23 protein-coding genes and 4 riboswitches are annotated in these 23,575 nt (G+C 45.9%); of the genes, 12 read left to right on the top strand and 11 right to left on the bottom strand.

The features are described 5' to 3' along the window. Positions 1-49: 49 nt before the first annotated feature. Positions 50-943 (bottom strand): PucR family transcriptional regulator, encoded by an 894-nt coding sequence (locus KHQ79_RS13540; protein WP_003236169.1) that lies wholly within the window; start codon positions 941-943, stop codon positions 50-52. Between the two features lie 184 nt (positions 944-1,127). On the opposite strand from KHQ79_RS13540, the gene KHQ79_RS13535 reads away from it, so the two are divergent. Then, positions 1,128-2,585, top strand: coding sequence for an aldehyde dehydrogenase family protein (locus KHQ79_RS13535; protein WP_225515596.1), 1,458 nt, complete (start codon positions 1,128-1,130; stop codon positions 2,583-2,585). Positions 2,586-2,625: 40 nt separating this feature from the next. Here KHQ79_RS13535 and KHQ79_RS13530 read toward each other — a convergent pair whose 3' ends face one another. After that, positions 2,626-3,462, bottom strand: a complete 837-nt coding sequence (locus tag KHQ79_RS13530) for a YitT family protein (protein ID WP_003236173.1) — start codon at positions 3,460-3,462, stop codon at positions 2,626-2,628. Between the two features lie 69 nt (positions 3,463-3,531). Next, a riboswitch (guanidine-I (ykkC/yxkD leader) is annotated at positions 3,532-3,634 on the bottom strand. A 389-nt stretch (positions 3,635-4,023) separates the two neighbouring features. Between KHQ79_RS13530 and KHQ79_RS13525 the strand changes: the two genes are divergently transcribed. Continuing rightward, positions 4,024-4,563 carry a DUF4352 domain-containing protein gene (locus tag KHQ79_RS13525; protein WP_119914626.1) on the top strand — a complete coding sequence of 180 codons (540 nt, stop codon included), beginning with the start codon at positions 4,024-4,026 and terminating at the stop codon, positions 4,561-4,563. 74 nt (positions 4,564-4,637) lie between these two features. Here the strand turns inward: KHQ79_RS13525 and galE are convergent, their stop codons facing one another. Continuing rightward, on the bottom strand, positions 4,638-5,657 hold the full coding sequence (gene galE, locus KHQ79_RS13520; RefSeq protein ID WP_225515594.1) for a UDP-glucose 4-epimerase GalE: 1,020 nt from the start codon (positions 5,655-5,657) through the stop codon (positions 4,638-4,640). Positions 5,658-5,921: 264 nt separating this feature from the next. Between galE and KHQ79_RS13515 the strand changes: the two genes are divergently transcribed. The 9 genes from KHQ79_RS13515 to KHQ79_RS13480 all read left to right on the top strand — a co-directional run bounded on the left by KHQ79_RS13515 (position 5,922) and on the right by KHQ79_RS13480 (position 13,789). Further along, on the top strand, positions 5,922-6,395 hold the full coding sequence (locus KHQ79_RS13515) for a DUF1453 domain-containing protein (protein WP_225515592.1): 474 nt from the start codon (positions 5,922-5,924) through the stop codon (positions 6,393-6,395). Positions 6,396-6,412: 17 nt separating this feature from the next. After that, positions 6,413-7,633: a sensor histidine kinase gene (locus KHQ79_RS13510; RefSeq protein WP_225515590.1), complete on the top strand. Its 1,221-nt coding sequence runs from the start codon at positions 6,413-6,415 to the stop codon at positions 7,631-7,633. Further along, positions 7,620-8,276, top strand: coding sequence for a two-component system response regulator YxJL (yxjL, locus tag KHQ79_RS13505; protein ID WP_003236185.1), 657 nt, complete (start codon positions 7,620-7,622; stop codon positions 8,274-8,276). Before KHQ79_RS13510 ends, yxjL begins: the two co-directional genes overlap by 14 nt. A 49-nt stretch (positions 8,277-8,325) precedes the next feature. After that, positions 8,326-9,558, top strand: a complete 1,233-nt coding sequence (gene pepT, locus KHQ79_RS13500; RefSeq protein ID WP_003236188.1) for a peptidase T — start codon at positions 8,326-8,328, stop codon at positions 9,556-9,558. A gap of 104 nt (positions 9,559-9,662) precedes the next feature. Continuing rightward, positions 9,663-9,791 carry a hypothetical protein gene (locus KHQ79_RS22250; RefSeq protein ID WP_003236190.1) on the top strand — a complete coding sequence of 43 codons (129 nt, stop codon included), beginning with the start codon at positions 9,663-9,665 and terminating at the stop codon, positions 9,789-9,791. Positions 9,792-10,069: 278 nt separating this feature from the next. Next, complete coding sequence (locus tag KHQ79_RS13495; protein ID WP_225515589.1) at positions 10,070-10,348, top strand: hypothetical protein; 279 nt, start codon at positions 10,070-10,072, stop codon at positions 10,346-10,348. Positions 10,349-10,522: 174 nt separating this feature from the next. Further along, positions 10,523-11,011 (top strand): LURP-one-related/scramblase family protein, encoded by a 489-nt coding sequence (locus tag KHQ79_RS13490; RefSeq protein ID WP_225515586.1) that lies wholly within the window; start codon positions 10,523-10,525, stop codon positions 11,009-11,011. 65 nt (positions 11,012-11,076) lie between these two features. After that, positions 11,077-11,183, top strand: a riboswitch (SAM riboswitch). An 83-nt stretch (positions 11,184-11,266) separates the two neighbouring features. After that, on the top strand, positions 11,267-12,400 hold the full coding sequence (locus tag KHQ79_RS13485) for a 5-methyltetrahydropteroyltriglutamate--homocysteine S-methyltransferase (protein ID WP_225515585.1): 1,134 nt from the start codon (positions 11,267-11,269) through the stop codon (positions 12,398-12,400). 68 nt (positions 12,401-12,468) lie between these two features. Continuing rightward, positions 12,469-12,575, top strand: a riboswitch (SAM riboswitch). Positions 12,576-12,652: 77 nt separating this feature from the next. Continuing rightward, a complete protein-coding gene (locus tag KHQ79_RS13480) occupies positions 12,653-13,789 on the top strand; it encodes a 5-methyltetrahydropteroyltriglutamate--homocysteine S-methyltransferase (protein ID WP_225515583.1) in 1,137 nt (378 codons plus the stop codon). A 49-nt stretch (positions 13,790-13,838) separates the two neighbouring features. Here KHQ79_RS13480 and KHQ79_RS13475 read toward each other — a convergent pair whose 3' ends face one another. From KHQ79_RS13475 to KHQ79_RS13455, 5 genes are all read right to left on the bottom strand, one after another. Next, complete coding sequence (locus KHQ79_RS13475; RefSeq protein WP_225515581.1) at positions 13,839-14,612, bottom strand: 3-hydroxybutyrate dehydrogenase; 774 nt, start codon at positions 14,610-14,612, stop codon at positions 13,839-13,841. Positions 14,613-14,628: 16 nt separating this feature from the next. After that, positions 14,629-15,285: a CoA transferase subunit B gene (locus KHQ79_RS13470; RefSeq protein WP_133485457.1), complete on the bottom strand. Its 657-nt coding sequence runs from the start codon at positions 15,283-15,285 to the stop codon at positions 14,629-14,631. Further along, positions 15,282-15,998 (bottom strand): CoA transferase subunit A, encoded by a 717-nt coding sequence (locus tag KHQ79_RS13465; RefSeq protein WP_225515579.1) that lies wholly within the window; start codon positions 15,996-15,998, stop codon positions 15,282-15,284. The genes KHQ79_RS13470 and KHQ79_RS13465 overlap by 4 nt, the downstream gene beginning before the upstream one ends. 23 nt (positions 15,999-16,021) lie before the next feature. Next, the gene (locus tag KHQ79_RS13460) at positions 16,022-17,440 is read right to left on the bottom strand and encodes a GntP family permease (RefSeq protein ID WP_060399825.1); all 1,419 of its coding nucleotides are present in this window, start codon (positions 17,438-17,440) and stop codon (positions 16,022-16,024) included. A 149-nt stretch (positions 17,441-17,589) separates the two neighbouring features. Next, the gene (locus KHQ79_RS13455) at positions 17,590-18,450 is read right to left on the bottom strand and encodes a putative RNA methyltransferase (protein ID WP_225515577.1); all 861 of its coding nucleotides are present in this window, start codon (positions 18,448-18,450) and stop codon (positions 17,590-17,592) included. A gap of 390 nt (positions 18,451-18,840) precedes the next feature. Then, positions 18,841-18,942, top strand: a riboswitch (purine riboswitch). Between the two features lie 127 nt (positions 18,943-19,069). Here KHQ79_RS13455 and KHQ79_RS13450 point away from each other — a divergent pair. Then, positions 19,070-20,263, top strand: a complete 1,194-nt coding sequence (locus tag KHQ79_RS13450; RefSeq protein ID WP_003236213.1) for a NupC/NupG family nucleoside CNT transporter — start codon at positions 19,070-19,072, stop codon at positions 20,261-20,263. A 42-nt stretch (positions 20,264-20,305) separates the two neighbouring features. Here KHQ79_RS13450 and KHQ79_RS13445 read toward each other — a convergent pair whose 3' ends face one another. The 3 genes from KHQ79_RS13445 to KHQ79_RS13435 all read right to left on the bottom strand — a co-directional run bounded on the left by KHQ79_RS13445 (position 20,306) and on the right by KHQ79_RS13435 (position 23,524). After that, positions 20,306-20,977 carry a DUF3298 and DUF4163 domain-containing protein gene (locus KHQ79_RS13445; RefSeq protein ID WP_003236215.1) on the bottom strand — a complete coding sequence of 224 codons (672 nt, stop codon included), beginning with the start codon at positions 20,975-20,977 and terminating at the stop codon, positions 20,306-20,308. Positions 20,978-21,123: 146 nt separating this feature from the next. After that, positions 21,124-21,414, bottom strand: a complete 291-nt coding sequence (locus KHQ79_RS13440; RefSeq protein WP_003236216.1) for a hypothetical protein — start codon at positions 21,412-21,414, stop codon at positions 21,124-21,126. Positions 21,415-21,463: 49 nt separating this feature from the next. Continuing rightward, entirely contained in the window at positions 21,464-23,524 is a 2,061-nt protein-coding gene (locus KHQ79_RS13435; protein ID WP_225515575.1) for a catalase, read from the bottom strand. Between the last annotated feature and the right edge of the window lie 51 nt (positions 23,525-23,575).

Below are 23,575 nucleotides of genomic sequence, written 5' to 3'. Positions count from 1 at the left end.
GGGCAGCGTTCATAAAATCAGCCAGCCATTTTTCGTGCATATTTCCAATTTATTCTGAAACTTCGCTTTGCAGGCAGATAAAATAGGCGAGCAGCGCGCCTTTATACGTTTTAATGTCTATCCCTGACCGCTCAATAAATTTATCAATTCGATATTGCAGGCTGTTGCGGTGCAGATGCAGCTTTTTCGCCGTTAACGTTACGTTTGAGTTGTTTTCAATAAAGAGCTTGATTGTCTTCCTCAGCTCAGATTCATTTCCAAATAAAAGCTGAGCTTCTTCAGAGAGCAGCGTTTCCAGCTTTTCTTTTTCTGCTTCTAATAATAAAAAAGGAAAAATCATCTCAAAGGTCACACTCTGCACCTGAGGCAGCCGTTTTTCAGCAAACAGGAAATACGTCTGTTCACGGGCGTAATGTGTTCGCAGATTCTCATCCGGCTCATAAAATCTCCCGGCATAAAAACGGACACTGAAGTAGAAATCACTCTCAAGAACTTTAGCGAGTGATTCCAGTTCGTCTTTCCCCGCCGCCGCTTCACTTTCCTGCTCGACAATCACGCCTCTGTCCTCATGCATCCACACAATCACAAAAGGAACCGGCCAAAAATGGCGGACGGCTTCCGCAAAGGACGCCCGCTCCATTTTGCCAATTAAATGAAAATGAACAAATCTCGTCCGCTTTTTTATGTTCGCCGGCACTTCCCCTTTAGAAAAAAGAAACGCAAACCACTTGTTTTCCTCCGGCGACTTCAAAGACATTTGATTGACCTCATCCGCAGGCGTCAAAAATGACTGCAGCAGCAATGTCTCTTTTTCGCTAATTTCCGTTTTCGGAATGGAGATATATCTCTGACTGTTCTCATCAAAAAAGCATAGACAATCTTCCTTTACGCAAAGCTCATCAGACACAATCGAACCGGGATAAATATCCAGCAGAGATTTCATATGGTCTCCTCTCTCATGTAAGGATCTGTATATTTAGTATAAGGCGAAATGCAAGGTTCTCCAATAAAAAAGAGTATATCCGGCATAGACAGACGAGAAACTGAAAGGGAAACCTCGTTCGTTTACATATTGGCTTCAGCGGAAATAGAAGAGGATATGCAGGACCAAAGGAGGATGATTATGAATGGGTTTAGAAACGTTAAACAAAAGTTTTATCAACGGAAAATGGACAGAAGGAGAAAGCGGGCGTACGGAGAACATTTTGAATCCGTATGACCAGTCTGTGATTACAACAGTATCGTTGGCAACAAGCAAACAGCTGGAGGATGCTTTTGACATTGCACAGCAGGCGCAAAAAGAGTGGGCCAAGAGCACAACAGAAGACCGAAAAGCAGTCCTGCAAAAAGCGCGCGGCTATTTACAGGAAAACCGTGATGACATCATCATGATGATCTCCCGCGAAACCGGCGGAACGATCATTAAAGCAACGATCGAGCTTGAGCAAACCATTGCAATTTTAGATGAAGCCATGACGTATACCGGCGAGTTGGGCGGCGTCAAAGAGGTTCCATCAAACATTGAAGGAAAAATCAATAAGATTTACCGCCTTCCGCTCGGCGTGATTTCATCGATTTCTCCATTTAATTTTCCAATGAATTTATCAATGAGAACGATTGCACCTGCGATTGCGCTGGGAAACAGTGTTGTTCACAAGCCAGATATTCAAACCGCTCTTTCCGGCGGAACCATCATTGCAAAAGCATTTGAACACGCCGGCCTTCCTGCGGGTGTCCTCAACGTCATGTTGACGGACTTAAAGGAAATCGGGGACGGCATGCTGACCAATCCAATCCCGAAATTAATCAGCTTTACGGGATCAACCGCAGTCGGGCGTCACATCGGTGAAATCGCTGGGCGTAACTTCAAGCGAATGGCCCTTGAGCTCGGCGGCAACAACCCATTTGCCGTCCTATCAGACGCAGATGTCGATCGTGCTGTAGACGCCGCGATTTTCGGGAAATTTATTCACCAAGGACAAATCTGCATGATTATCAACAGGATCATCGTTCATCAAGATGTGTACGATGAGTTTGTTGAAAAATTCACCGCCCGTGTCAAACAGCTTCCGTACGGCGATCAAACCGATCCGAAAACCGTTGTCGGTCCGCTGATCAACGAACGCCAAATCGAAAAAGCACTGGAGATCATTGAGCAGGCAAAGGCAGACGGAATTGAGCTTGCGGTTGAAGGAAAACGCGTCGGAAACGTGCTCACACCGTATGTCTTTGTCGGTGCAGACAACAACAGCAAAATTGCCCAAACGGAGCTGTTTGCCCCGATTGCCACCATTATCAAAGCCTCCAGCGATCAGGAAGCGATTGATATGGCAAATGATACAGAATACGGCCTCAGCTCGGCTGTTTTCACTTCTGATTTAGAAAAAGGCGAAAAGTTTGCCCTGCAAATTGACAGCGGCATGACCCATGTCAACGACCAGTCCGTTAATGACTCGCCGAATATAGCCTTTGGCGGAAACAAAGCAAGCGGTGTCGGCCGCTTCGGAAATCCTTGGGTGGTCGAGGAATTTACCGTGACGAAATGGATTTCGATACAGAAGCAATACCGCAAATATCCGTTCTAAACGAACAAATCCCTCTGCTTCAAGTGCAGAGGGATTCTCATTATTTAGATATATCAACAAACCCTTCACCAAACACATCGCGTACGTCATGGACGATCACAAACGCTTTTTTGTCGCAGCTTCTGATGATTTTCTTCAGCATGGACAGCTCCTGTTTGTTAATGACGATATACAAAATCTCTTTCGACTGGCCCGTATAGTTTCCCTTCCCTGATAAAATCGTGACACCCCGATCCATCAAGGTATTCACCTGCTCTGCAATCTCACTCTTATTTTCCGAAATGACCGTAATGGCTTTTTTCGTATTCAATCCTTCAATAATGAAGTCCATCACTTTCGTTCCGATATACAGCATCACGATCGTAAACATCATTTTTTCCGCACCAATAATAAAATAAGAGCTAAATACCACGATTAAATCAAAAAACAATAACGCGTAGCTGATATTCCAGTCTAAATATTTATTAGCGATTCTGGCCAGAATCGCAGAACCGGCGGTCGTGCCGCCGACACGAATAATCATGCCAATACCGACTCCCGCAAATACACCCGCGAAAATCGTATTAATGATCAATTCATTAGACGGAATACTCCACCCGTGTGTCAGATGGAGAAAAAGCGAATTCGCCGCTACGGCAATGATGGTATAGACAGTGGTTTTACCGTCTAGAAACTTGTAGCCGATTAAAAGCAGAAATGCATTTAAGATAAAGTTCGTTACTCCGGGAGACCATTGAAACACATAATACAAAATCAGCGTAATCCCAGTGACCCCGCCTTCCCCAAGGTCATTGGGAATCGCAAACAAATTCACTGCAAGCGCGAAGAAAAAAGCACCAATCACAAGCATCAGCACATCAAGCATTTTCTTTTTCATCACAAAACACTCCTTCTCCAGATAGTATCAACAAAAAAACCCAGGAGTACGCTCTCGCAAAAGAGCAGAAACTCCTGGGCTTTTATCCCACCGTGTCATAACAGCCAGGCTGTTATGTGTTTTCTCTCGGTCACAGACCAATTTGCATTGCGGAACCCTAGAAAACCACTGTTTTTTATCATATCTTGTTTACTTTCCAATATTAGCATTATAAGGGACGGTTCGAATTGATTCAAGGGGTATTCGCGGAGATTTATTCAGATGGGCTACAAGAAAAAGCGATTTATTTATTAACAAATAATAGATATGACCGATAAGAAAAATAGCATATATTTTACAAGTAAAATTAACTATAAATGATAATAATTATAAGAAATTCATAATTTTATATTGACTAAGTGAAATAATATAGGCATTATAGTACATATGTTTTGTACATTTAATTACATAGGAGGAAATATAATGGCAGGAAAACTAGTACCCTGTAAAGCTTGCGGTCAAGAAATTGCAAAGGGTGTAAAAAAATGTCCTAACTGTGGTAAGGATCAACGTAACTTTTTTATGCGACATAAGATCATTACGTTTATTCTCGCAGTTGTTGTTATCATTATTATTGCTAACATTGGCGGCGGAGGCGGTTCAGAAGCCACTTCCAAAACATCAAGCAGCAGCAAAGCAGAAACTGAAAAAACATACAATATCGGTGATACTGTAAAAACTGAAAAAACTGAAGTAACGGTTACGAAAGTAGAGGACAGAGATTCTGTCGGCACTCAATACATTGAAAAGAAAGCGTCTGATGGAGGCACTATCGTAGCTGTTCAATATACAATTAAAAACGTATCTAAAAAGCCGATAAGTTCTTTTTCAATTCCAACTGTTAAATTAGTTGATGGCGATGGCACTTCTTATGATTCCGATATCGATGCTTCTTCGACCTATGCAACTGAGACAAAAGTTGACAACTCTAAAATATTAAGTGATCTAAATCCTAATATTAAAGTAACAGATGTGAAAGCATTCGAAGTGGACAAGGATGCTTACGCTAAAGGAACTTGGAAGCTCAAATTCAGTAATGATGTTATTGTGAAAATCAAATAATAGCTGAAAAGGGTGCCTTAGCAGGCGCCCTTTTTCTCTAAAAAAGGCCTTCTCTGTTGAGAAGGCCTCTATTCTTATTCCGCACTCTTATACCCATTCACATTAGAAGACTGCCATCTCCAAGAATCAGCACACATTTCCTCAAGGCCTCGTTTCGCTTCCCAGCCCAGTTCCCGCTTGGCTTTTGCAGGATCTGCGAAGCAGGTCGCAATGTCTCCAGGACGGCGGTCCGCAAAACGGTAAGGAACCTCTTTCCCTGACACTTTTTCAAAGGCTTTGACCATTTCAAGCACGCTGTAGCCTGTGCCTGTTCCGAGGTTGTATGCGTCGGCTCCTGTGGCGTTCAATACTTTTTCCAGCGCTTTGACGTGGCCTTCTGCAAGATCAACGACGTGAATATAATCACGTACGCCTGTCCCGTCTTTTGTCGGATAGTCATTTCCGAATACGCTTAGTTGCTCAAGCTTGCCGACAGCCACCTGCGCCACATACGGCATGAGGTTATTCGGAATGCCGTTCGGGTCTTCACCGATCCGTCCGCTTGGATGCGCGCCGAACGGATTAAAGTAACGAAGCAGCGCAACGCTCCATTCATTGTCGGCTGTATGCAAATCACGCAAAATTTGTTCAAGCATGAGCTTCGTCTGCCCATAAGGATTTGTCGCACCTAATGGAAAATCCTCCGTAATCGGTGATGTTTCCGGAACGCCGTACACCGTCGCAGACGAACTGAATACGATTTTTTTGACGCCGTATTTCTCCATGACCTCACATAAAATAAACGTTCCTGTCAGATTGTTATGATAATATTTGAGCGGAATCGCCACAGATTCACCGACTGCTTTTAACCCCGCAAAATGAATCACAGCTTCAATTTCATTTTCCGCAAAAACGGAATCTACCGCTTGCCGATCCAATAGATCCGCTTCATAGAACGTTAAATCTTTTCCCGTAATCTCCTTGACGCGGTTCAGCGCCTCAGCCGAGCTGTTGGACAGATTATCAAGAACGACAATCTCATAGCCGCTGTTCAATAACTCCACACATGTGTGGCTTCCGATGTACCCGGCACCGCCTGTAACAAGTATTGCCATGATGTAAACCCTCCTAAAAAATGACCTGATATTATTATATAGTGTTTAGAACTGGCCTACATCCATTTTTAAGAAGTTTAATTGTTTATTAATAGTTTCTTCATATTTTTTGTAGGCAATCATATAGAGGACATTCAGCATTTTCACGCCATGTTACATGACTTTATGCAGCGCGAACAAGTATAGCAGCTGAAAAATCAATCTGCCGGTTGACGTTTTCTTTTGCAATTTTCGCTATGCTTCATACAGAAAGGATTTGATGACATGGCGATGAGCCCTTATATTTTTATTGTCTTTATTCTTATTATTTTATCGATGTATCGAGAAAGAACGGTAAAACCCGTGAAATTGCTGATCATTCCGCTGCTGCTGTTATGGGGCGTATCAGCATCTTTTCAGCCTTCATATTTTCATTCTGTTTTACACGTGGCGATCAGCGGCATCTTATTACTGATTGGACTGTCCTGCGGGTTTGGCATCGGGAAGATGGTAAACGTGCGGATTCATCCAGAAACCGGAAAGGTTACTTCACGCGGCTCACTTGGAAGTGTTATCCTCATTCTAGTGATACTTTCTTTGCGTATGGCTGCGAGAATATGGCTGCCAGAGAGCAACGAGATTTTTATTGCCATTATTCATTCTATGTTCTTCATTCCCCTCGGCACTATCACAGCCCGTAACCTCATGCTTTACAAAGCATACAGACGGCTGACCGCAGGCAAAGTATCGATTCAATAACCGAAAGAAGGACCAGCATGAACCGACAATCTTCGGCTCGGCACTACAAGAAATTTGTGCCGAGCCTTATTCTCATATTGAATTGCATACAATGTTTATCTCACCCATCCGAAGCTGATCCCATTTTGTTAGCGTTTGTGTTTACGGTGTACTTAGCATTCGTGTGGATCATTCCCTATGTGGCATCCGCTGCTGTTAATTTCAGCATATTCGTCGGTCTTTGGCTCCTGACCGTTTTTCTTTGGGCTGTTTCCGGCCAAGAGCAGGGAGCCGCCTTTTTCTTAATCGTCTTTTTAATGGTTTATGCGGCCATAAAGCTTCCTGCACGGCTGTCCTTGATTTTTACAATATGCCTAATTGGGGGAAACGTTTTCTTTCTGTACACTGTTTTTGACAGTAGCTGGGACGATATCATCAGTAACATCTCGATCATGGTCGGACTGTACGTATTCTTCTCCTCCATGCGTTTCAGACGGGAAGCCAGAAAAGAGGCTGAACGGAATCATGCTGAATTAGCGAAAATGCACTTGCAGCTGGAGCAGGCGCATGAAGAACTCCAGAAAGCGCACGCAGAGCTGCAGGAGGCTTCTGTTCTTTCTTTAAGGTACGCGGTCCTTGAGGAGCGCACAAGAATCGCCCGCGACATTCATGACAGCATCGGCCATGAGCTGACTTCTGTGATTGTTCAGCTTCAATCTCTTCCCTATATCCTGAAAAGCAGCAAGGAGGATTCAGAAAAAGTCATTCAAAATGTACTGAGTGTCGCCAGAGAATGCCTTCAAGAAGTACGGTCTGTCGTTCACCAAATGGGACGAAGTGAATCCATGGTTGGCCTTACCGCTTTGCGGGGGCTTATCCATCAAGTGGAGGAACGGAGCGGCTTGCACGTTTCTTTAGACACTGCCGGCCTGTCAGAAGAGTCTTGGCCTCAAAACGTAAGTGAGACGATTTATCGCATCTTGCAGGAAGCGCTGACCAATATCATTCGTCACGCTCACGCTTCCCATGCGGCTGCCGTCATATCTAACGACGAGACCCATCTCTATGTCACAATCACCGACGACGGACAATTCACCGGCAATCTTACTTATGGATTTGGCCTGACAGGAATGAAAGAGCGCGCTGAAAAAGCAGGCGGTTCCCTGTCCCTCAGCACTGTGCAGCCGAGCGGCCTGCAAATTGAGCTGGCATTGCCGCTCATGACAACGAATAAGGAGCAAAAAGATGAACAAAGATAAAATACGCGTCGCACTTGCCGATGATCAGCCGCTAGTGCGCGAAGGATTCCGCTATGTCATCAACGCACAGCCGGATATGACGGTTTCCGGTGAGGCCGGCGACGGTCACGGCATCATTGCACTGGCAAAGCAAACAAAACCCGACGTCATCCTCATGGATGTCCAAATGCCGCATTGCTCAGGCATCGAAGCGGCAAAAGACATTATGTCTACACTCCCATATACAAAGATTGTCATTTTAACCACCTTCGACACGGAAGAATATGTATTTGAAGGCATCCGTGCGGGTGCAGTCGGCTATTTGCTGAAAGATACGCTTCCTGAAGAATTGATAGACGCCATTCGCGCCGCGGCCAGAGGCGAAGCGATTTTCCGTACGGCCACAGCTGCTAAAATTATCAGTGAGACATTTCGCTCGAAGCAACAGACTCAAGCCGAAGAACTGGCAGAGCCGTTTACCAAAAGAGAGCTCGAGGTTCTTCAGCAAATGGCCTATGGGTTGAGAAATGAAGAGATTGCTAAAAAGCTTTTCGTCAGCGAAAGCACGGTGAAAACCCACGTGCACCGCATCCTGCAAAAATGTAACGCCCAAGACCGGACACAGGCAGTCGTTTTTGCCATTCGAAACGGTATTGTGCAATAGAAATCTCTCATCCCGCCATGATAAAATAAGATAAAGGAGATGATTGGAAATGAAAGAAGAAATCATTGAACGGTTTACTACATACGTAAAGGTCGACACACAGTCCGATGAATCCGTCGACACCTGCCCTTCCACACCCGGCCAATTGACGTTAGGAAACATGCTCGTTGATGAATTGAAATCAATTGGCATGCAGGACGCAGCCATTGATGAAAACGGCTATGTCATGGCGACTCTTCCCTCCAATACTGAAAAAGACGTGCCGACAATCGGCTTTCTCGCCCACGTCGACACCGCCACCGACTTTACCGGCAAAAACGTGAATCCCCAAATCGTAGAAAGCTACGATGGAAAAGACATCGTTCTCAATGAACAGCTACAGGTCATCCTGTCGCCTGATCAATTCCCTGAGCTGTCCGGCTATAAGGGCCACACACTCATCACCACAGACGGCACAACCCTTCTCGGCGCAGACAATAAAGCCGGCATTGCCGAAATCATGACAGCCATGGATTACCTCATCAAACACCCTGAAATCAAGCACGGCACAATCAGAGTCGCCTTTACGCCTGATGAAGAAATCGGGAGAGGCCCGCACAAATTTGATGTGAAACGATTCAATGCGTCCTTTGCCTACACAGTTGACGGCGGTCCGCTCGGCGAGCTTGAATACGAAAGCTTCAATGCCGCTGCCGCAAAAATCACGATCAAAGGCAACAACGTACATCCCGGCACGGCAAAAGGGAAAATGATCAACTCTGCAAAAATCGCAATGAAGCTGAACAGCCTGCTGCCGGCAGACGAAGCGCCTGAATATACAGAAGGCTACGAAGGCTTCTACCACCTGCTGTCGATTCAAGGAGATGTAGAGGAAACAAAACTCCACTACATTATCAGAGACTTTGACAAAGAAAACTTCCAAAGCAGAAAAGAAACAATGAAGCGAGTCGTTGAAGAACTTCAAAACGAATACGGGCAAGACCGGATTCAGCTTGATATGAACGATCAATACTACAACATGAGAGAGAAAATCGAACCTGTCATCGAAATCGTCAACATTGCCGAGCAAGCGATGAAAAACCTCGGCATCGAACCGAAGATTTCTCCAATCCGCGGCGGCACGGACGGATCCCAGCTGTCTTACATGGGACTCCCGACGCCAAACATCTTTACCGGCGGGGAAAACTTCCACGGAAAGTTCGAATACATCTCAGCTGATAACATGGTCAAAGCCGTAAACGTCATCGTTGAGATTGCAAAGCTGTTTGAAGAACAGGCGTAATGCCAAAAGCCAGTCCAAAAAAGGGCTGGTTTTTTTGCGTAAAAACGAAACATTTTGAATACGTCCTCCGTAAAACAAGTATCAACACATGAGGAGGAAAAACAATGACAAAACATGCAATTGCTGCAAAAAAGAGCCTATTTAAAAAATGGATCACGATCCGGCCGCTTAAAATGCAAAAGAAATCGAGCCCGTTTCAAAAGATCAGAAAAATGTTCAAACGCTTCTTCTGATAAGACATCCAAATCCCCAAAACCACAATCTGCATTCCCCCGTACCGCCCAAATGCTCCGTAATTTGGGTTTTTTGTGTTTGATTCCGAAAAATAGGGTATAAACCTAACAAGCAAGAAAACAGCACCCAAAAACAGGTAATTGGAATTACGTAAATTTAGGTTAAAAGTTATATAAAGGAATTCATTTTATCGTCGATAGTAACTATAGAACCAATCACCAACATGAACAATCACCAATTTGCAAGACTATTTTCAGGTTATCAGGTTAGACTGTTTTTGAGGGGCAGTAATTTATTTTTAACCAATTTAGAATTTTTTGAATACTTTTTAACATTTTATCCGTACAATAGAGAATACCAAAACTTTTTTTGGGAGGAATGTAAAATGATCCTTTTTATTATCATCGCATTATGCGGCTATCTTCTTTTTTCTTTCAGCAAGGACAATCGCCGCAAACCGCAAAAGACAAGCCCTCTTCCAGCAGCCGCACCTCATCACAACAACCTAATCGACCTTGACGCGATCCGCCAAAAACGCCGGATGCATCTTTCCTAATACTATATTTCAAAAGAAAGGCTGCTGAACGATGCAGCCTTTCTTTAATTTAGAAACATTAATTACTCGTAAAAAACGGCCAGCGCGTTTCTGGTTACTAGATTTGGAACTTGAAACCTTTTTGCCCCCCTTTCCGTAATCTCTTACAAGGCAAATCAAAAGGAGACTTCAGCAATGATCGAATTATTTATGAAACAAAAAATGTTCTCGTTTAAAGATGCATTTCACATTTATGACCGGGATGAACAGGAGACATTCAAGGTCGAGGGGCGGTTCTTTTCGTTAGGGGACTCGCTGCAAATGACAGATTCATCCGGAAAAACACTCGTTTCCATAGAACAAAAAGTAATGTCTTTATTGCCGCGATATGTGATTTCAATTGGCGGGGAAACAGTTTGTGAGGTGACGAAGAAACTATCATTTTTCAAACCAAAATTTGAAATTTCTAAGCTCAACTGGGAAATTGACGGTGACTTGTGGAAGGATGAATTCCAGCTGACGGACGGAAAGAATGTCCGGATGTCGGTGAGCAAGAAGTGGCTGAGCTGGGGTGATTCCTATCACTTGCAGATTGCAAACGAGGAAGATGTGCTGATCTGCACGGCCATCGCTATCGTGCTGGATATGGTATTATATGACGATGAAGATGAAAGTATTTTCTAAAAAGCATTGACAATTGAGCCAAAAGTAATAATATTAAGATAATTGAAATCTGAATACGAAGACATACCTTATCAAGAGAGGTGGAGGGACTGGCCCTATGATACCCGGCAACCGCTGTTTCAAACAGAATGGTGCTAAATCCTTTAGAACATTGCGTTCTTGCAGATGAGGCGGAGATTTGATCGTTCAAGCTCTTCCTTACACAAAGGAAGAGCTTTTTTATGCTTAACACATTTCAGAAAAGAGGCGAATGACATGGCTCAACAAACAAATGCCGCAGGACAAAAAACAGTACAACAACACAAAGCTCCTTTCCGCGCCGATCATGTCGGCAGTTTACTGCGCTCCGCTCCGGTAAAAGAAGCCCGGCAGAAGAAAGCGGCCGGCGAGATCACGGCGGAACAGCTTCGTGATATTGAAAATCAAGAAATCACCCGCATTGTGGAAAAACAAAAAGAAATCGGTCTCGATGTGGTAACAGACGGAGAATTCCGCCGTTCTTGGTGGCATTACGATTTCCTGGAAGGGCTTGACGGAGTGGAACCGTTCATCCCGGCTGAAGGGATTCAGTTCCATAACGCGAAAACAAAAGCACGCAGCATCAAAGTGACGGGAAAACTTGATTTTACGAGCCACCCAGCGCTTGCCGATTATCAATTTTTACATGAGATTGCCGGCGACGCGACACCAAAGCTGACGATTCCGAGCCCGAATATGCTGTTTTTCGGTGAAAAGGCGGATAAAGGGATTTATGACGACCAAGAGGAATACTTTCATGATCTGGCCCAAGCGTACAAAAAAGCAATTAAAGCCTTTTATGACGCTGGATGCCGCTATCTTCAGCTTGATGATACGTCATGGTCTCTTTTCTTTGAGGAAAAAGGCAGAGAGGTTGTCCGGGCGCTCGGCGGCGATCCAGAAACATTGCCTGCCTTGTTTGCCAAAACGATTAACGATGCAGTGGCAGACCGCCCTGATGATTTAGCAATCACGATGCACATTTGCCGCGGCAACTTCCGTTCGACTTGGGCGGCATCAGGAGGCTACGACGCTGTAGCGGAAACGATTTTGGACGGCTTAAACCTGGACGGGCTGTTCTTGGAATACGATGATGACCGCTCTGGAAATTTTGATCCGCTCCGTTTCGTGAAACGCAAGGATCTGCAAATTGTGCTTGGCTTGATCACATCGAAATACGGCGAGCTCGAAAATCCTGATGATGTGAAACGCCGAATCAATGAAGCTGCGCGTTTTGTCAGCCTGGATCAGCTGTGCCTCAGCCCGCAGTGCGGTTTTGCCTCTACAGAAGAAGGCAATCTTTTGACAGAGGAGCAGCAATGGGCAAAGCTGCGCCATGTCGTCGACATCGCCAACGATGTGTGGAGATAATCTATCATTGACAGAAACAGAAAATGTGTGAATAATAGGTACTATCAGAAAATTTCATAAAAAGGTTTTCCTTATCAAGAGAGGTGGAGGGACTGGCCCTGCGATACCCGGCAACCGCTGTTTAACAGAATGGTGCTAAATCCTTTAGAGCAATGATTGCTCTTGAAGATAAGGTTGAGATTGTCACGCAAGCTCTTCCTTATCCAAAGGAAGAGCTTTTTTATATTCGAATGGAAAGAAGGAATGGACAACATGTCACAACAAACAACACCCGCAGAACAAAAATCACTTCAAAGAAAAAAACCGCCGTATCGCGCGGATCAAGTCGGAAGCCTGCTGAGATCAGAGCCCGTCAAAAAAGCGCGGCTGCAAAAAGCGGCCGGCGAGATTACGGCTGAGCAGCTTCGCCAGATCGAAAACGATGAAATCATCCGCATTGTGGAAAAACAAAAGGAAACCGGCTTGAACGTCGTGACAGACGGTGAATTCCGCAGAGCGTGGTGGCATTTTGATTTCCTGGAAAACCTGGATGGCGTTGAGCCGTTTACTCCTGAGCAGGGCATTCAATTCCATAACGTACAGACAAAAGCACGCGGCATTAAAGTCACAGGTGATATCGACTTTTCAACTCACCCAATGCTTGAAGATTACTCATTTCTCCATAGCATTGCCGGTGACGCGACGCCAAAGATGACGATTCCAAGCCCGAATATGCTGTTTTTCCGCGGAAAACTGGAAAAGGATGCGTACAAAAAAGACTATCAACTTTTCCAGCACGATGTATCCAAAGCATATAAAAAAGCGATTCAAGCGTTTTATGACAGAGGCTGCCGCTACCTCCAGCTTGATGATACGGCATGGGCTGTTTTCTTATCTGAAAAAGGCTTAAAACAAATCGAGGCGTTCGGAACAACGCCTGACGAGCTTCGCCAGCTGTTTGCGAAATCGATTAACGACGCGATTGCAGACCGTCCTGATGACCTGACGGTAACCATGCATATTTGCCGCGGCAACTTCCAGTCCACTTGGACAGCAGAAGGCGGCTATGACGCAGCAGCCGAAACCATTTTTGACGGCTTGAACCTGGACGGCCTTTTCTTAGAGTATGATGATTCACGCTCAGGCGGATTTGAACCGCTCCGTTATGTAAAGCGCTCTGATCTTCAGCTTGTCCTTGGCTTAGTCACATCTAAATTCGGTGAGCTTGAACATCCGGACGACGTGAAACGCCGTATCGAAGAAGCGTCCCGTTATGTGAGCTTAGACCAGCTTTGTCTCAGCCCTCAATGCGGATTCGCTTCAACTGAGGAAGGCAACAAGCTGACTGAAGAACAGCAATGGGCGAAGCTCCGCCATGTGGTTGAGATCGCTAACGATGTTTGGAAATAAGCAAAAAAACACACTTGATTCCCTAACGGAGCAAGTGTGTTTTTTTATGTCATTGAGCGGTGTAGCCCCCATCAAGGACGACAGCCTGCCCGGTGACGCCCTTCGCTTTCCCGCTTGCCAAAAACACCGCATAATCCGCGATTTCCTTGACGGAAAGCAGTCGTTTTTGCGGGACCAGCGGAAAAATGACCTGTTCAAGTACGGAGTCGTAAGGGACATTTCTTGTTTTCGAAAGATCGCTCAGCTGATTGCGGACAAGCTGAGTATCGACATAACCCGGACAGAGCGCGTTGACTGTAATGCCGTGGGGCGCGCCTTCCAGCGCCCCGACCTTTGTCAGCCCAATGACGCCGTGCTTGGCGCTATTATAAGCGGATTTCCCCGCAAAGCCGACTAAACCATTAACAGACGCGATATTAATGATTCTGCCAAACTGCTGTTTTTTCATGAGCGGAAAAACATGCTTCATCGCAATGAAGGGCGCCGTCAGCATGACCTTGATCAGCTGCTCAAAGGTTTCTGTGGGAAACTCTTCAATCGGGGCGACGTGCTGAATACCGGCATTGTTCACCAAAATATCCAAGCGGCCGTATCGTTTCTGGATGGTGTTCACCGTATCAGCGACTTGCGCTTCCTTTGTCACATCACACGGAACGGCTTCTGCGTCAAAGCCTTCTTCGGCAAGCTTGGAGGCGGCCTTTTCACACGCTTCCTGATGGAGATCCGAAACGATGACGCTGGCGCCTTCACGGGCGAATTCCCTTGCGATTTCGAATCCGATTCCGCCGGCTGCCCCTGTCACCAATGCGACTTGTTTGTTCATGTCAAACACCTTCCCGTTAAGAATTTTGTTTGAGCACAGACTGGCTTACAGCGAAATTAGCTTCTGTTTTTTCATAAACCTCTTCAATTGTGACGCCTTCCTGAAGCTCAGTCAGTGTCATGCGGCCGTTATCAAAATCAAACACAGCCAAATCCGTAATCAGCCTGTGCACGACTTTCTGGCCTGTCAGCGGAAGGGTGCAAGCTTGTTTCACCTTTGACTCGCCATGTTTATTGACATGCTCCATGATGACAACGATCCGTTTCGCCCCGTTGACGAGATCCATGGCGCCGCCCATCCCTTTGACCATTTTCCCGGGGATCATCCAATTGGCCAAATCGCCCTGCTCAGAAACCTCCATGCCGCCAAGGATAGCCAAATCGATATGCCCGCCTCTTATCATTGCGAATGACTCAGCGCTGTCAAAATAGGAGGCGCCCGTCACTTCTGTGATCGTTTCCTTTCCCGCATTGATCAAGTCCGCGTCTACCGCTCCTTCCACAGGATAGGGGCCGATTCCGAGCAAACCGTTTTCTGACTGAAGCATGACGTGAACGCCATCGGGTATCTCATTTGCGACAAGCGTCGGCATTCCAATCCCAAGATTGACGTTCATGCCATCCTTAATTTCTTGTACAGCCCGTTTGACCATTCGTTTTCTCGCTTCCTTCATTTCGCCTCACCCTTTCCCGCCGCTTGCCGAACTGTTCGTTTTTCAATCCGTTTTTCATGGCTTTCGCCAAGCACCACATGCTGTACGTAAATTCCCGGTATGTGGATGTGATCTGGATCGAGCTCTCCCGCTTCCACAATTTCTTCCGCCTCGGCAATCGTGATCTTGCCTGCCATGGCGGCAACGGGATTGAAATTTCTCGCCGTTTTCCGAAAAACCAAATTGCCCATAGTGTCCGCTTTCCACGCTTTAACGATCGCCACATCGCCGGTGATGCCTCGCTCCAGCACATACGTCCGGCCGCCGAATGTTTTATGTTCTTTTCCCTCGGCTATTGAGGTGCCGACGCCTGTCGCCGTGTAAAATCCCGGTATGCCCGCGCCGCCTGCGCGAATTCTCTCGGCGAGCGTTCCTTGGGGAACAAGCTCGACCTCAAGCTCTCCGCTTAAAAACTGCCGCTCAAAAATTTTATTTTCACCGACATAGGATGCGATCATTTTCTTGATTTGCCTGTTAGCCAAAAGCAAACCAAGCCCCCAATCATCGACTCCGCAATTGTTGCTGACAACGGTTAAATCCTTTGCTCCCTTGTCTCTTATCGCCAAAATGAGCTGTTCAGGAATGCCGCACAGCCCGAATCCTCCTGCGATCAGCGTATCACCATCATGAATCAGTTCCGCAGCTTCCTTACTAGATGACAGCACTTTTCCCATATTGATGCCCCTTTCGTTTTCTCCTACACTAGACCCGTCAGGCTGTAAATCGCGATCACAGCAAATACGGCAGCCGTTTTGATGAGCGTGATCGCAAAAATATCCCGATACGATTGCCGGTGAGTCAGTCCCGTCACGGCCAGAAGCGTGATGACAGCACCATTATGCGGCAGCGTATCCATACCGCCTGATGCCATCGAAATGACCCGATGCATCACTTCCGGCGGAATGTTGTAAGCCTGAATCGCCTGCAAATATTGATCCGACATCGCGCTTAACGCAATGCCCATACCGCCTGATGCCGACCCGGTGATTCCCGCCAGCGCTGTTGTCGTGACAGCCCCGTTTACAAGCGGGTCGGTAAAGGTGTGCGAAATTCCGCTGCTCAGCTTGTGAAACCCCGGCAGTGCGGCGATAACGCCGCCGAAACCATACTCGGCACCCGTATTCATAGATGCCAGCAAGGCGCCGCCGATCCCTTCATTCAGCCCCTCCTTCATTTGGGCAAACACTCTTCTCCAATCAAATAAAATCGTTGTGATGATGCCAATTACCAGAGCAAGCTCCACCGACCAAATGGCAGCGGCTGAAGAAATATCAAGCTTTCCGAACTCCTTTAATCCGATCGACGAAAAATCAAATCCATTCGGATACCACTTTGGAAGGTATATGGTGAAACATTTATTCATTGCACCTACGAGTATAAGCGGGACAAAGGCAAGCGCATGCTGCACCGGGCTTTTGTCAGGTTCTGCCGCGAACTCAGACTTTTCGAGAGCGGCTGAATCCTCCGAATCAAAACCGCCATAGCCTTCGCCGGATGCCTGCGCTTTTTTCCGCCTCGATTCCAAATAGAGCATGCCCGCTGCCAGCACAATCACTGCGCCGATCAGGCCAAGCCAAGGAGCGGCATAAATGTCTGTTTTGAAAAACGTCGTCGGGATGACATTTTGAATTTGCGGCGTCCCCGGAAGTGCGTCCATCGTAAACGTAAAAGCCCCTAAAGCAATCGTTCCCGGGATAAGGCGTTTCGGTATGTTTGCTTCTCGGAACAGATTTTTCGCAAACGGATATACGGCAAACACCACAACAAACAGGCTGACGCCGCTGTACGTCAAGATAGCGCCCATCAGCACAATTGCAAGTATCGCTCTTTTTGCCCCGACAAGCCTGACAATCGTTTTCGCAATCGATGCCGCGAGCCCTGACATTTCGACGACCTTTCCAAAAATCGCACCGAGCAAAAATACCGGAAAATACAGCTTAATAAAACCCGCCATCTTTTCCATAAAAATCGATGAGAAAAAAGGAAGCACATGGCTTGGATCAGTCAGCAGCACCGCGAATAACGCGCAAATCGGCGCAAACAATATGACAGAAAATCCCCGATACGCCGTAAACATCAGCAAACCTAACGCCAATAGAATAATGATCAGTTCCACAAGCATCCCCCATTTCCATGGACTAGAAAGCGTTTACAAAAACTCTCCGCATCGGCTGTTTCCGTCCCCTTTCCATATGTACGAGAAGCGCGGGCCAACTATTCCGATTAAAAAAGGAAAGCTCCTTTTTTCGGAGCTTTCCTCTGCCATCATTTCATTCCTATTAGGATATCGACATCAACCGTGATATCGGCTGATTTCATCTCTTTCAGCAGGCTGACTCGGTCTTTCGGCGCCGACCAGGCGAGCGGCGTCATCTGGAGCAGCCAATGTATCGCTTGCCGGTTAAGCGTTTTGACATAGCGCAGCCTCGCTTGTTGGCTGCGTTCAACATTCGCTGTAAAACGCTCAACAGCTGCCGTATTGGAATACGTACGCCTTGGTGAATCAGTATATAAAAATTGCCTTAATTCTATTAAATAATCTTTTCGCGGCACTACTTTAATGAGCATGCCGTCATCCTTCAGCAATCTATGAAACTCTGCATAATTGGACGGCGAAAAAATAGACAGGACAACATCAAATTGGCGGTCATGAAAGGGGGCACACGCCACATCGGCAACCGCCCACATTTGATCTTTTAATGTCTTAGAAGCTTTTACAATCCCATCCTTTGAAAGATCGATGCCTGCTCCCATCGCTGTTTTCCCTGCATAATCAAAGCCGCAAAGCGAATTCAAATGAGATCCCTCACCGCATCCGCTGTCCAAGATGGTGAAAGCTTCTTCACCAGATTTGAGGTGACTGATGAGATCTGCCATTGCATGATGGAGCGGTTCAAAAAACCGGCATTCCCCAATCAGCCTGCTCCTAGCCTCAAAAAGCCCGGCATCGTAACCGGTTTTGACCGGCTTCGTCAGGAAGTTCACATATCCGTGCCGAGATCTATCAAATGTGTGCCCTCGTTCTGTACAAATCAAACTTTTTCCTGAAGCCGCATCCATGGAAGAGCCGCAGAGCGGGCATCGAAACATGGGTGCGAATTTGCTGACATCAGCTGTTCGTTTCATGATAAAAAACACCTCATTCATTCATTTTTAGAGAAATGAAAAAGGCATAGACAAATAAACCTGAGCCTTTCACAAAAATTGGCCAGGTCTGGCAGATTGTCTATACCTGTCATTATCTATAACGAATGAATTGGATAATCATGAAAAAAACTCCCTTTTTTGCTGTATGGGGTTTCCCCATGTACATCATACAACAAACCTCTAGGAGCTGAAACCATATATAGAAGAAAAAACAGCGCTGCAATGCTGTTGCCTCATCAAAATCATATCAACATAGCAATCCAACATGTTTTTCCTTTATTTTCTCAAATTCAAAATATAAATTTTATTATTGTGAAAATAGTTAAAAAGGTTGATTTTCAAAAATTGAAAGGATAAAATACTGCTATCAACTTAGAAAATAGACATTCTTGTATATGATCAGTAATATGGTCTGATTGTTTCTACCTAGTAACCGTAAAAAACTAGACTACAAGAAAGTTTGAATAAATTTGAACGAGTTGAAAAGGACAAGTTCTTTTCTGTTTGCTCTTATTTTTCACACTTTCTGCACTTCCAGAATTTGTGAAGGATAAGAGCTTTTTTTGTTTCCATAATAAACCTCATAGGAGTTGCTATCATGTACTTTTTATTAAACCTTGTCGGTCTCATTGTGATTATGGCAGTTGTATTCCTATGTTCTCCGCAGAAAAAGAAAATCAAGTGGCGCCCGATCATTACGTTAATTGTTCTGGAATTGCTGATTACTTGGTTTATGCTGGGAACAAAAGTCGGGAGCTGGGCCATCGGTAAAATTGGTGATTTCTTCACTTGGCTGATTGCTTGCGCCAGTGACGGTATCGCGTTTGCCTTCCCGTCTGTCATGGCGAATGAAACAGTAGATTTTTTCTTTAGTGCACTTCTTCCAATTATCTTTATCGTCACATTCTTTGATATTTTAACATATTTCGGCATTTTGCCTTGGCTGATTGATAAAATCGGATGGGTGATTTCAAAGGCTTCCCGCTTGCCGAAATTAGAAAGCTTTTTCTCTATTCAAATGATGTTCTTGGGAAATACGGAAGCACTTGCGGTCATCCGCCAGCAGCTTACGGTATTAAATAACAACCGCCTGCTTACATTCGGCTTAATGAGCATGAGCAGCATCAGCGGCTCCATTATTGGATCTTACCTGTCAATGGTGCCGGCGACATACGTATTTACAGCGATTCCTTTGAACTGCTTAAACGCGCTGATTATCGCAAACCTGCTGAACCCTGTTCACGTGCCGGAAGATGAAGATATCATCTATACACCGCCTAAAGAAGAGAAGAAAGACTTTTTCTCTACGATTTCTAACAGTATGCTTGTCGGCATGAACATGGTTATCGTTATTTTGGCAATGGTGATCGGATATGTTGCATTAACGTCAGCAGTCAATGGCATTCTTGGTGTATTCGTGCACGGCCTGACCATCCAGACGATTTTTGCTTATCTCTTCAGTCCTTTCGCATTCCTGCTTGGGCTGCCGGTACACGATGCGATGTATGTCGCTCAGCTGATGGGAATGAAATTGGCAACGAACGAGTTTGTTGCGATGCTTGACTTGAAAGAAAATCTCAAATCACTTCCGCCTCACACAGTTGCGGTGGCGACGACATTCCTGACGTCATTTGCCAACTTCAGTACAGTCGGCATGATTTATGGTACGTACAACTCGATCCTTGACGGCGAAAAGTCAACGGTCATCGGGAAAAACGTGTGGAAATTGCTCGTCAGCGGAATTGCGGTATCTTTACTAAGTGCTGCGATTGTCGGCCTGTTTGTGTGGTAGAAACATTGAGCCATATCCCTTTTGCGGATATGGCTCTTTTGATTATTGATAAATAGAGGAAGGCACCTGCACATCACGGATTCCGGCTGCATAAGGTCCCAAGTCATACTGGCCGAAGACGATGGCGATCCCGTTTTTCGTAAAGTAAAACGTTGTGTCTTGGTTAAGGATAATATCCTCTTTCTTTACGTCAGGGAAAAACAGCGTGTCATGTTTTTTGATATAGCTGTATAGGTAGTCTTTCGTTTTGCTGATTTTTGTTTTGGTATTCAGAATCTGATTCAGTGTCACCCGCTTTTGTGCTTTCAAGTCATAGTTGAAGGACTGAACAGACGTTAAACCATGGGCGCCGCCTGAATAAATATAATTGAGTGTTTGAATGCTTAGCTTGCCCGCCGCATTGTATTTGACACTGAAGGATGTTTGATATTCCGCTTTGAAGCCCTGCTGTTCGCCTGCTTTTTTGTTTTTCAGGTATTCCTGATACGATTGTTCAATGTAGGCTTTCAGCTCTTGATTGATTTTCTTTTCAAACGCGGCATTTCCGATGTGATGCACCTGTGGATACTTTAATTCCTTGATCTTTTTGTACGTATGGCTGCTGACAGTCGGTGTTTTCTCTTGAGCTGCTTTTGATGATGGGGCCGCATATGCAAATACAGCAAAAAGCAAAACTGCAATCCCCGCGGCTTTCAGCATGTTATTCCATTTCATACGATCTCCTCCTTTGATGTGCATTGCTTATTATTCCCTTTTTTCTGCAAGGTACACTTTTATAGACTGATGGAAGTGAAAAGAAGTTTCTAGGTCTAATAGCTCGATTTTTCTAATAAAAAAAGAGACACAATATGTCTCTTTTTTTATTGTTTACGCTCAGCAATTGCTTCGTGAACCGCTTGTGCCAAATCTGTATTTCCAAACATCTCTAACACCGCAATGACGGTCTGATCCGGAATGTGTTCTGATTCGTGTTTGGGCACGACCAGTTCGTCCATGGTTTTTTTCAAGCTTTCATTCAGCTTTTGCTGCGGATATGCTTTGGCGTACAGCTCCACCGGATCAAGATCATGGTTCACGCACCATTGGGCAAACACCAAAATCATCATATTTTCATCGCGTTCGTAAGCTTCAGCGAGTTGTTTTTCGTTCATTTGTCATGCTCCTTATGAAAAGTATCTTCCTTTAAGATACAGGAGCGGATCAAATTCGTCTATCCCAATGGCGGTGTGCGGCGACGGCCTCGATAAACGCCTTGCTGAAGGCGGTGTAGTCCGCTTCACCTTTCGCAGTCACGATGCCCGGCCCCTCTGTTGTCCCGACAGCTGATTGAAGAAGATCAATTCCTTCGTTCGCTGTACCGATCGCCTTATAGTGGTTGTATGCTTCTCTGATAAACGCCATCGCTTGTTTGTTGTCTTTGAGCTCCGGTCCTCCTGCGGCATAGACGGCATCATACAGAACAGAATCAGCCGTCAGGAACGTGCCGCCGGCCTCAAGCTGCTGTCCGGTGCCGCTTGTGATGTACCCAAGCGTTTGGCTGATGATATCCGCTGTGATCCCTTCTTGCTTTAAAGCGTCCAGCACTGTTTGCAGCTCATTTTCATGAAATCCGTTTCCGGCGAGAACAGCGACTTTTCTCGTTGACGCTGTTTTCACTGTACGGGCTTGGCTTAACGCAGGTGAGGTTAGAATTTCTTTAGATGCTTTCCGTTTTGCCGGCGCCGCCACGCCTACTCCTTTGGCGATTTCTTCTGCTAAGCCTGCATCCACATTGCTGAAGACGTCAACGACTTGCCGCTGCACGTCCTTGCTTTTGACCTTCCCGACCTCAAAGCAGAAGGCAGAGATGATGTGCTGTTTCTCGACAGGAGACATACTGTTCCAGAACAGCTTCGCCTGTGAGTAATAATTGTTGAAGCTGTCGCTCCGCTGGCGGATTTTTTTGCCCTCGACTTTCTCCTGATAGTGGACGTAGCCGCCTTCTTCGGCTGTCGCTGGCGACGGGTCATTGTTTTGCAGAGAGTTTTTATGATAAGCGACCGGCCCCTTATTGATCGTCATCCGGTGATAGCCGTCATATTGATTGTTATGGAACGGACATACCGGCCGGTTAATCGGAATCTCATGGAAGTTCGGGCCGCCAAGACGGATGAGCTGTGTGTCGGTATAAGAGAAAAGCCGTCCCTGCAATAGCGGGTCATTGGTAAAATCGATGCCCGGCACGACATTTCCCGGGTGGAATGCGACTTGTTCCGTTTCCGCAAACACATTATCCTGGTTACGGTTCAGCGTCATTTTCCCAATGATCTTCACCGGTACAAGCTCTTCCGGCCACAGCTTGGTCGGATCAAGGATATCAAAATCAAATTTGAATTCATCTTCTTCATCAATCATCTGCACGCCGAGCTCATATTCAACCGTGTCGCCGTTTTCAATCGTTTCCCACAGGTCGCGGCGGTGGAAATCAGGATCTTTCCCGGCAATTTTCTGCGCTTCATCCCATACGAGAGAATGCACGCCGAGCACTGGCTTCCAGTGGAATTTCACAAAACGCGCCTTTCCTTGTTCATTGACAAATCGGAACGTGTGAACGCCGAAGCCTTCCATCATTCTGTAGCTGCGAGGAATACCTCTGTCAGACATCGTCCACATCACCATGTGAGCCGACTCAGGGTTATTGGCGACAAAATCCCAAAACGTATCATGAGCGGTCGCGGCCTGAGGCATTTCATTGTGAGGTTCAGGCTTAAACGCGTGAACCAAATCCGGAAATTTGATCGCATCCTGAATGAAAAACACCGGGATGTTATTTCCTACAAGATCATAGTTTCCTTCTTCAGTATAAAATTTCGTCGCAAAGCCTCTGGCGTCCCGCACTGTGTCTGCGGAGCCTTTAGAACCCGCAACAGTTGAAAACCGGACAAATACAGGTGTCTTCACTGAAGGGTCCTGAAGAAATTTGGCCCGTGTATACTCGGTCATCGGCTCGTAAACCTGAAAAAAGCCATGCACGCCATACCCGCGCGCATGCACAACACGCTCCGGAATCCTCTCATGGTCAAAGTGCGTCATTTTCTCCCGGAAGTGAAAATCCTCCATCAGCGTCGGGCCGCGAACCCCGGCTTTTAACGAGTGCTCATCCTCTGACACCCGCAAACCTTGGTTTGTCGTCATTTTCTTCCCGCCGTTATCGACCCTGTACTGCTCAAGCTGCTCGTCCTTTGAGTGTTCATTTACACGTTTGTTTTGATCATCACTCATGTCTGTTCCCCCTTTTTAAAACGAAACATTCTACAGCACATTTACCCGTGG

The organism is Bacillus sp. TSO22, from assembly GCF_020223595.1.
Lineage (GTDB): Bacteria > Bacillota > Bacilli > Bacillales > Bacillaceae > Bacillus > Bacillus inaquosorum.
The sequence above is the reverse complement of the archived record's forward strand: the minus strand, read 5'-3'. Positions and strand labels throughout refer to the sequence as shown.

Excerpts from the sequence above, each read along its gene's own strand:
- KHQ79_RS13540 (WP_003236169.1), bottom strand. The coding sequence starts at position 943 with ATGAAATCTCTGCTGGATATTTATCCCGGTTCGATTGTGTCTGATGAG.
- KHQ79_RS13535 (WP_225515596.1), top strand. The coding sequence starts at position 1,128 with ATGGGTTTAGAAACGTTAAACAAAAGTTTTATCAACGGAAAATGGACA.
- KHQ79_RS13530 (WP_003236173.1), bottom strand. The coding sequence starts at position 3,462 with ATGAAAAAGAAAATGCTTGATGTGCTGATGCTTGTGATTGGTGCTTTT.
- KHQ79_RS13525 (WP_119914626.1), top strand. The coding sequence starts at position 4,024 with ATGCGACATAAGATCATTACGTTTATTCTCGCAGTTGTTGTTATCATT.
- galE (WP_225515594.1), bottom strand. The coding sequence starts at position 5,657 with ATGGCAATACTTGTTACAGGCGGTGCCGGGTACATCGGAAGCCACACA.
- KHQ79_RS13515 (WP_225515592.1), top strand. The coding sequence starts at position 5,922 with ATGGCGATGAGCCCTTATATTTTTATTGTCTTTATTCTTATTATTTTA.
- KHQ79_RS13510 (WP_225515590.1), top strand. The coding sequence starts at position 6,413 with ATGAACCGACAATCTTCGGCTCGGCACTACAAGAAATTTGTGCCGAGC.
- yxjL (WP_003236185.1), top strand. The coding sequence starts at position 7,620 with ATGAACAAAGATAAAATACGCGTCGCACTTGCCGATGATCAGCCGCTA.
- pepT (WP_003236188.1), top strand. The coding sequence starts at position 8,326 with ATGAAAGAAGAAATCATTGAACGGTTTACTACATACGTAAAGGTCGAC.
- KHQ79_RS22250 (WP_003236190.1), top strand. The coding sequence starts at position 9,663 with ATGACAAAACATGCAATTGCTGCAAAAAAGAGCCTATTTAAAAAATGG.
- KHQ79_RS13490 (WP_225515586.1), top strand. The coding sequence starts at position 10,523 with ATGATCGAATTATTTATGAAACAAAAAATGTTCTCGTTTAAAGATGCA.
- KHQ79_RS13485 (WP_225515585.1), top strand. The coding sequence starts at position 11,267 with ATGGCTCAACAAACAAATGCCGCAGGACAAAAAACAGTACAACAACAC.
- KHQ79_RS13480 (WP_225515583.1), top strand. The coding sequence starts at position 12,653 with ATGTCACAACAAACAACACCCGCAGAACAAAAATCACTTCAAAGAAAA.
- KHQ79_RS13475 (WP_225515581.1), bottom strand. The coding sequence starts at position 14,612 with ATGAACAAACAAGTCGCATTGGTGACAGGGGCAGCCGGCGGAATCGGA.
- KHQ79_RS13470 (WP_133485457.1), bottom strand. The coding sequence starts at position 15,285 with ATGAAGGAAGCGAGAAAACGAATGGTCAAACGGGCTGTACAAGAAATT.
- KHQ79_RS13465 (WP_225515579.1), bottom strand. The coding sequence starts at position 15,998 with ATGGGAAAAGTGCTGTCATCTAGTAAGGAAGCTGCGGAACTGATTCAT.
- KHQ79_RS13455 (WP_225515577.1), bottom strand. The coding sequence starts at position 18,450 with ATGAAACGAACAGCTGATGTCAGCAAATTCGCACCCATGTTTCGATGC.
- KHQ79_RS13450 (WP_003236213.1), top strand. The coding sequence starts at position 19,070 with ATGTACTTTTTATTAAACCTTGTCGGTCTCATTGTGATTATGGCAGTT.
- KHQ79_RS13445 (WP_003236215.1), bottom strand. The coding sequence starts at position 20,977 with ATGAAATGGAATAACATGCTGAAAGCCGCGGGGATTGCAGTTTTGCTT.
- KHQ79_RS13440 (WP_003236216.1), bottom strand. The coding sequence starts at position 21,414 with ATGAACGAAAAACAACTCGCTGAAGCTTACGAACGCGATGAAAATATG.
- KHQ79_RS13435 (WP_225515575.1), bottom strand. The coding sequence starts at position 23,524 with ATGAGTGATGATCAAAACAAACGTGTAAATGAACACTCAAAGGACGAG.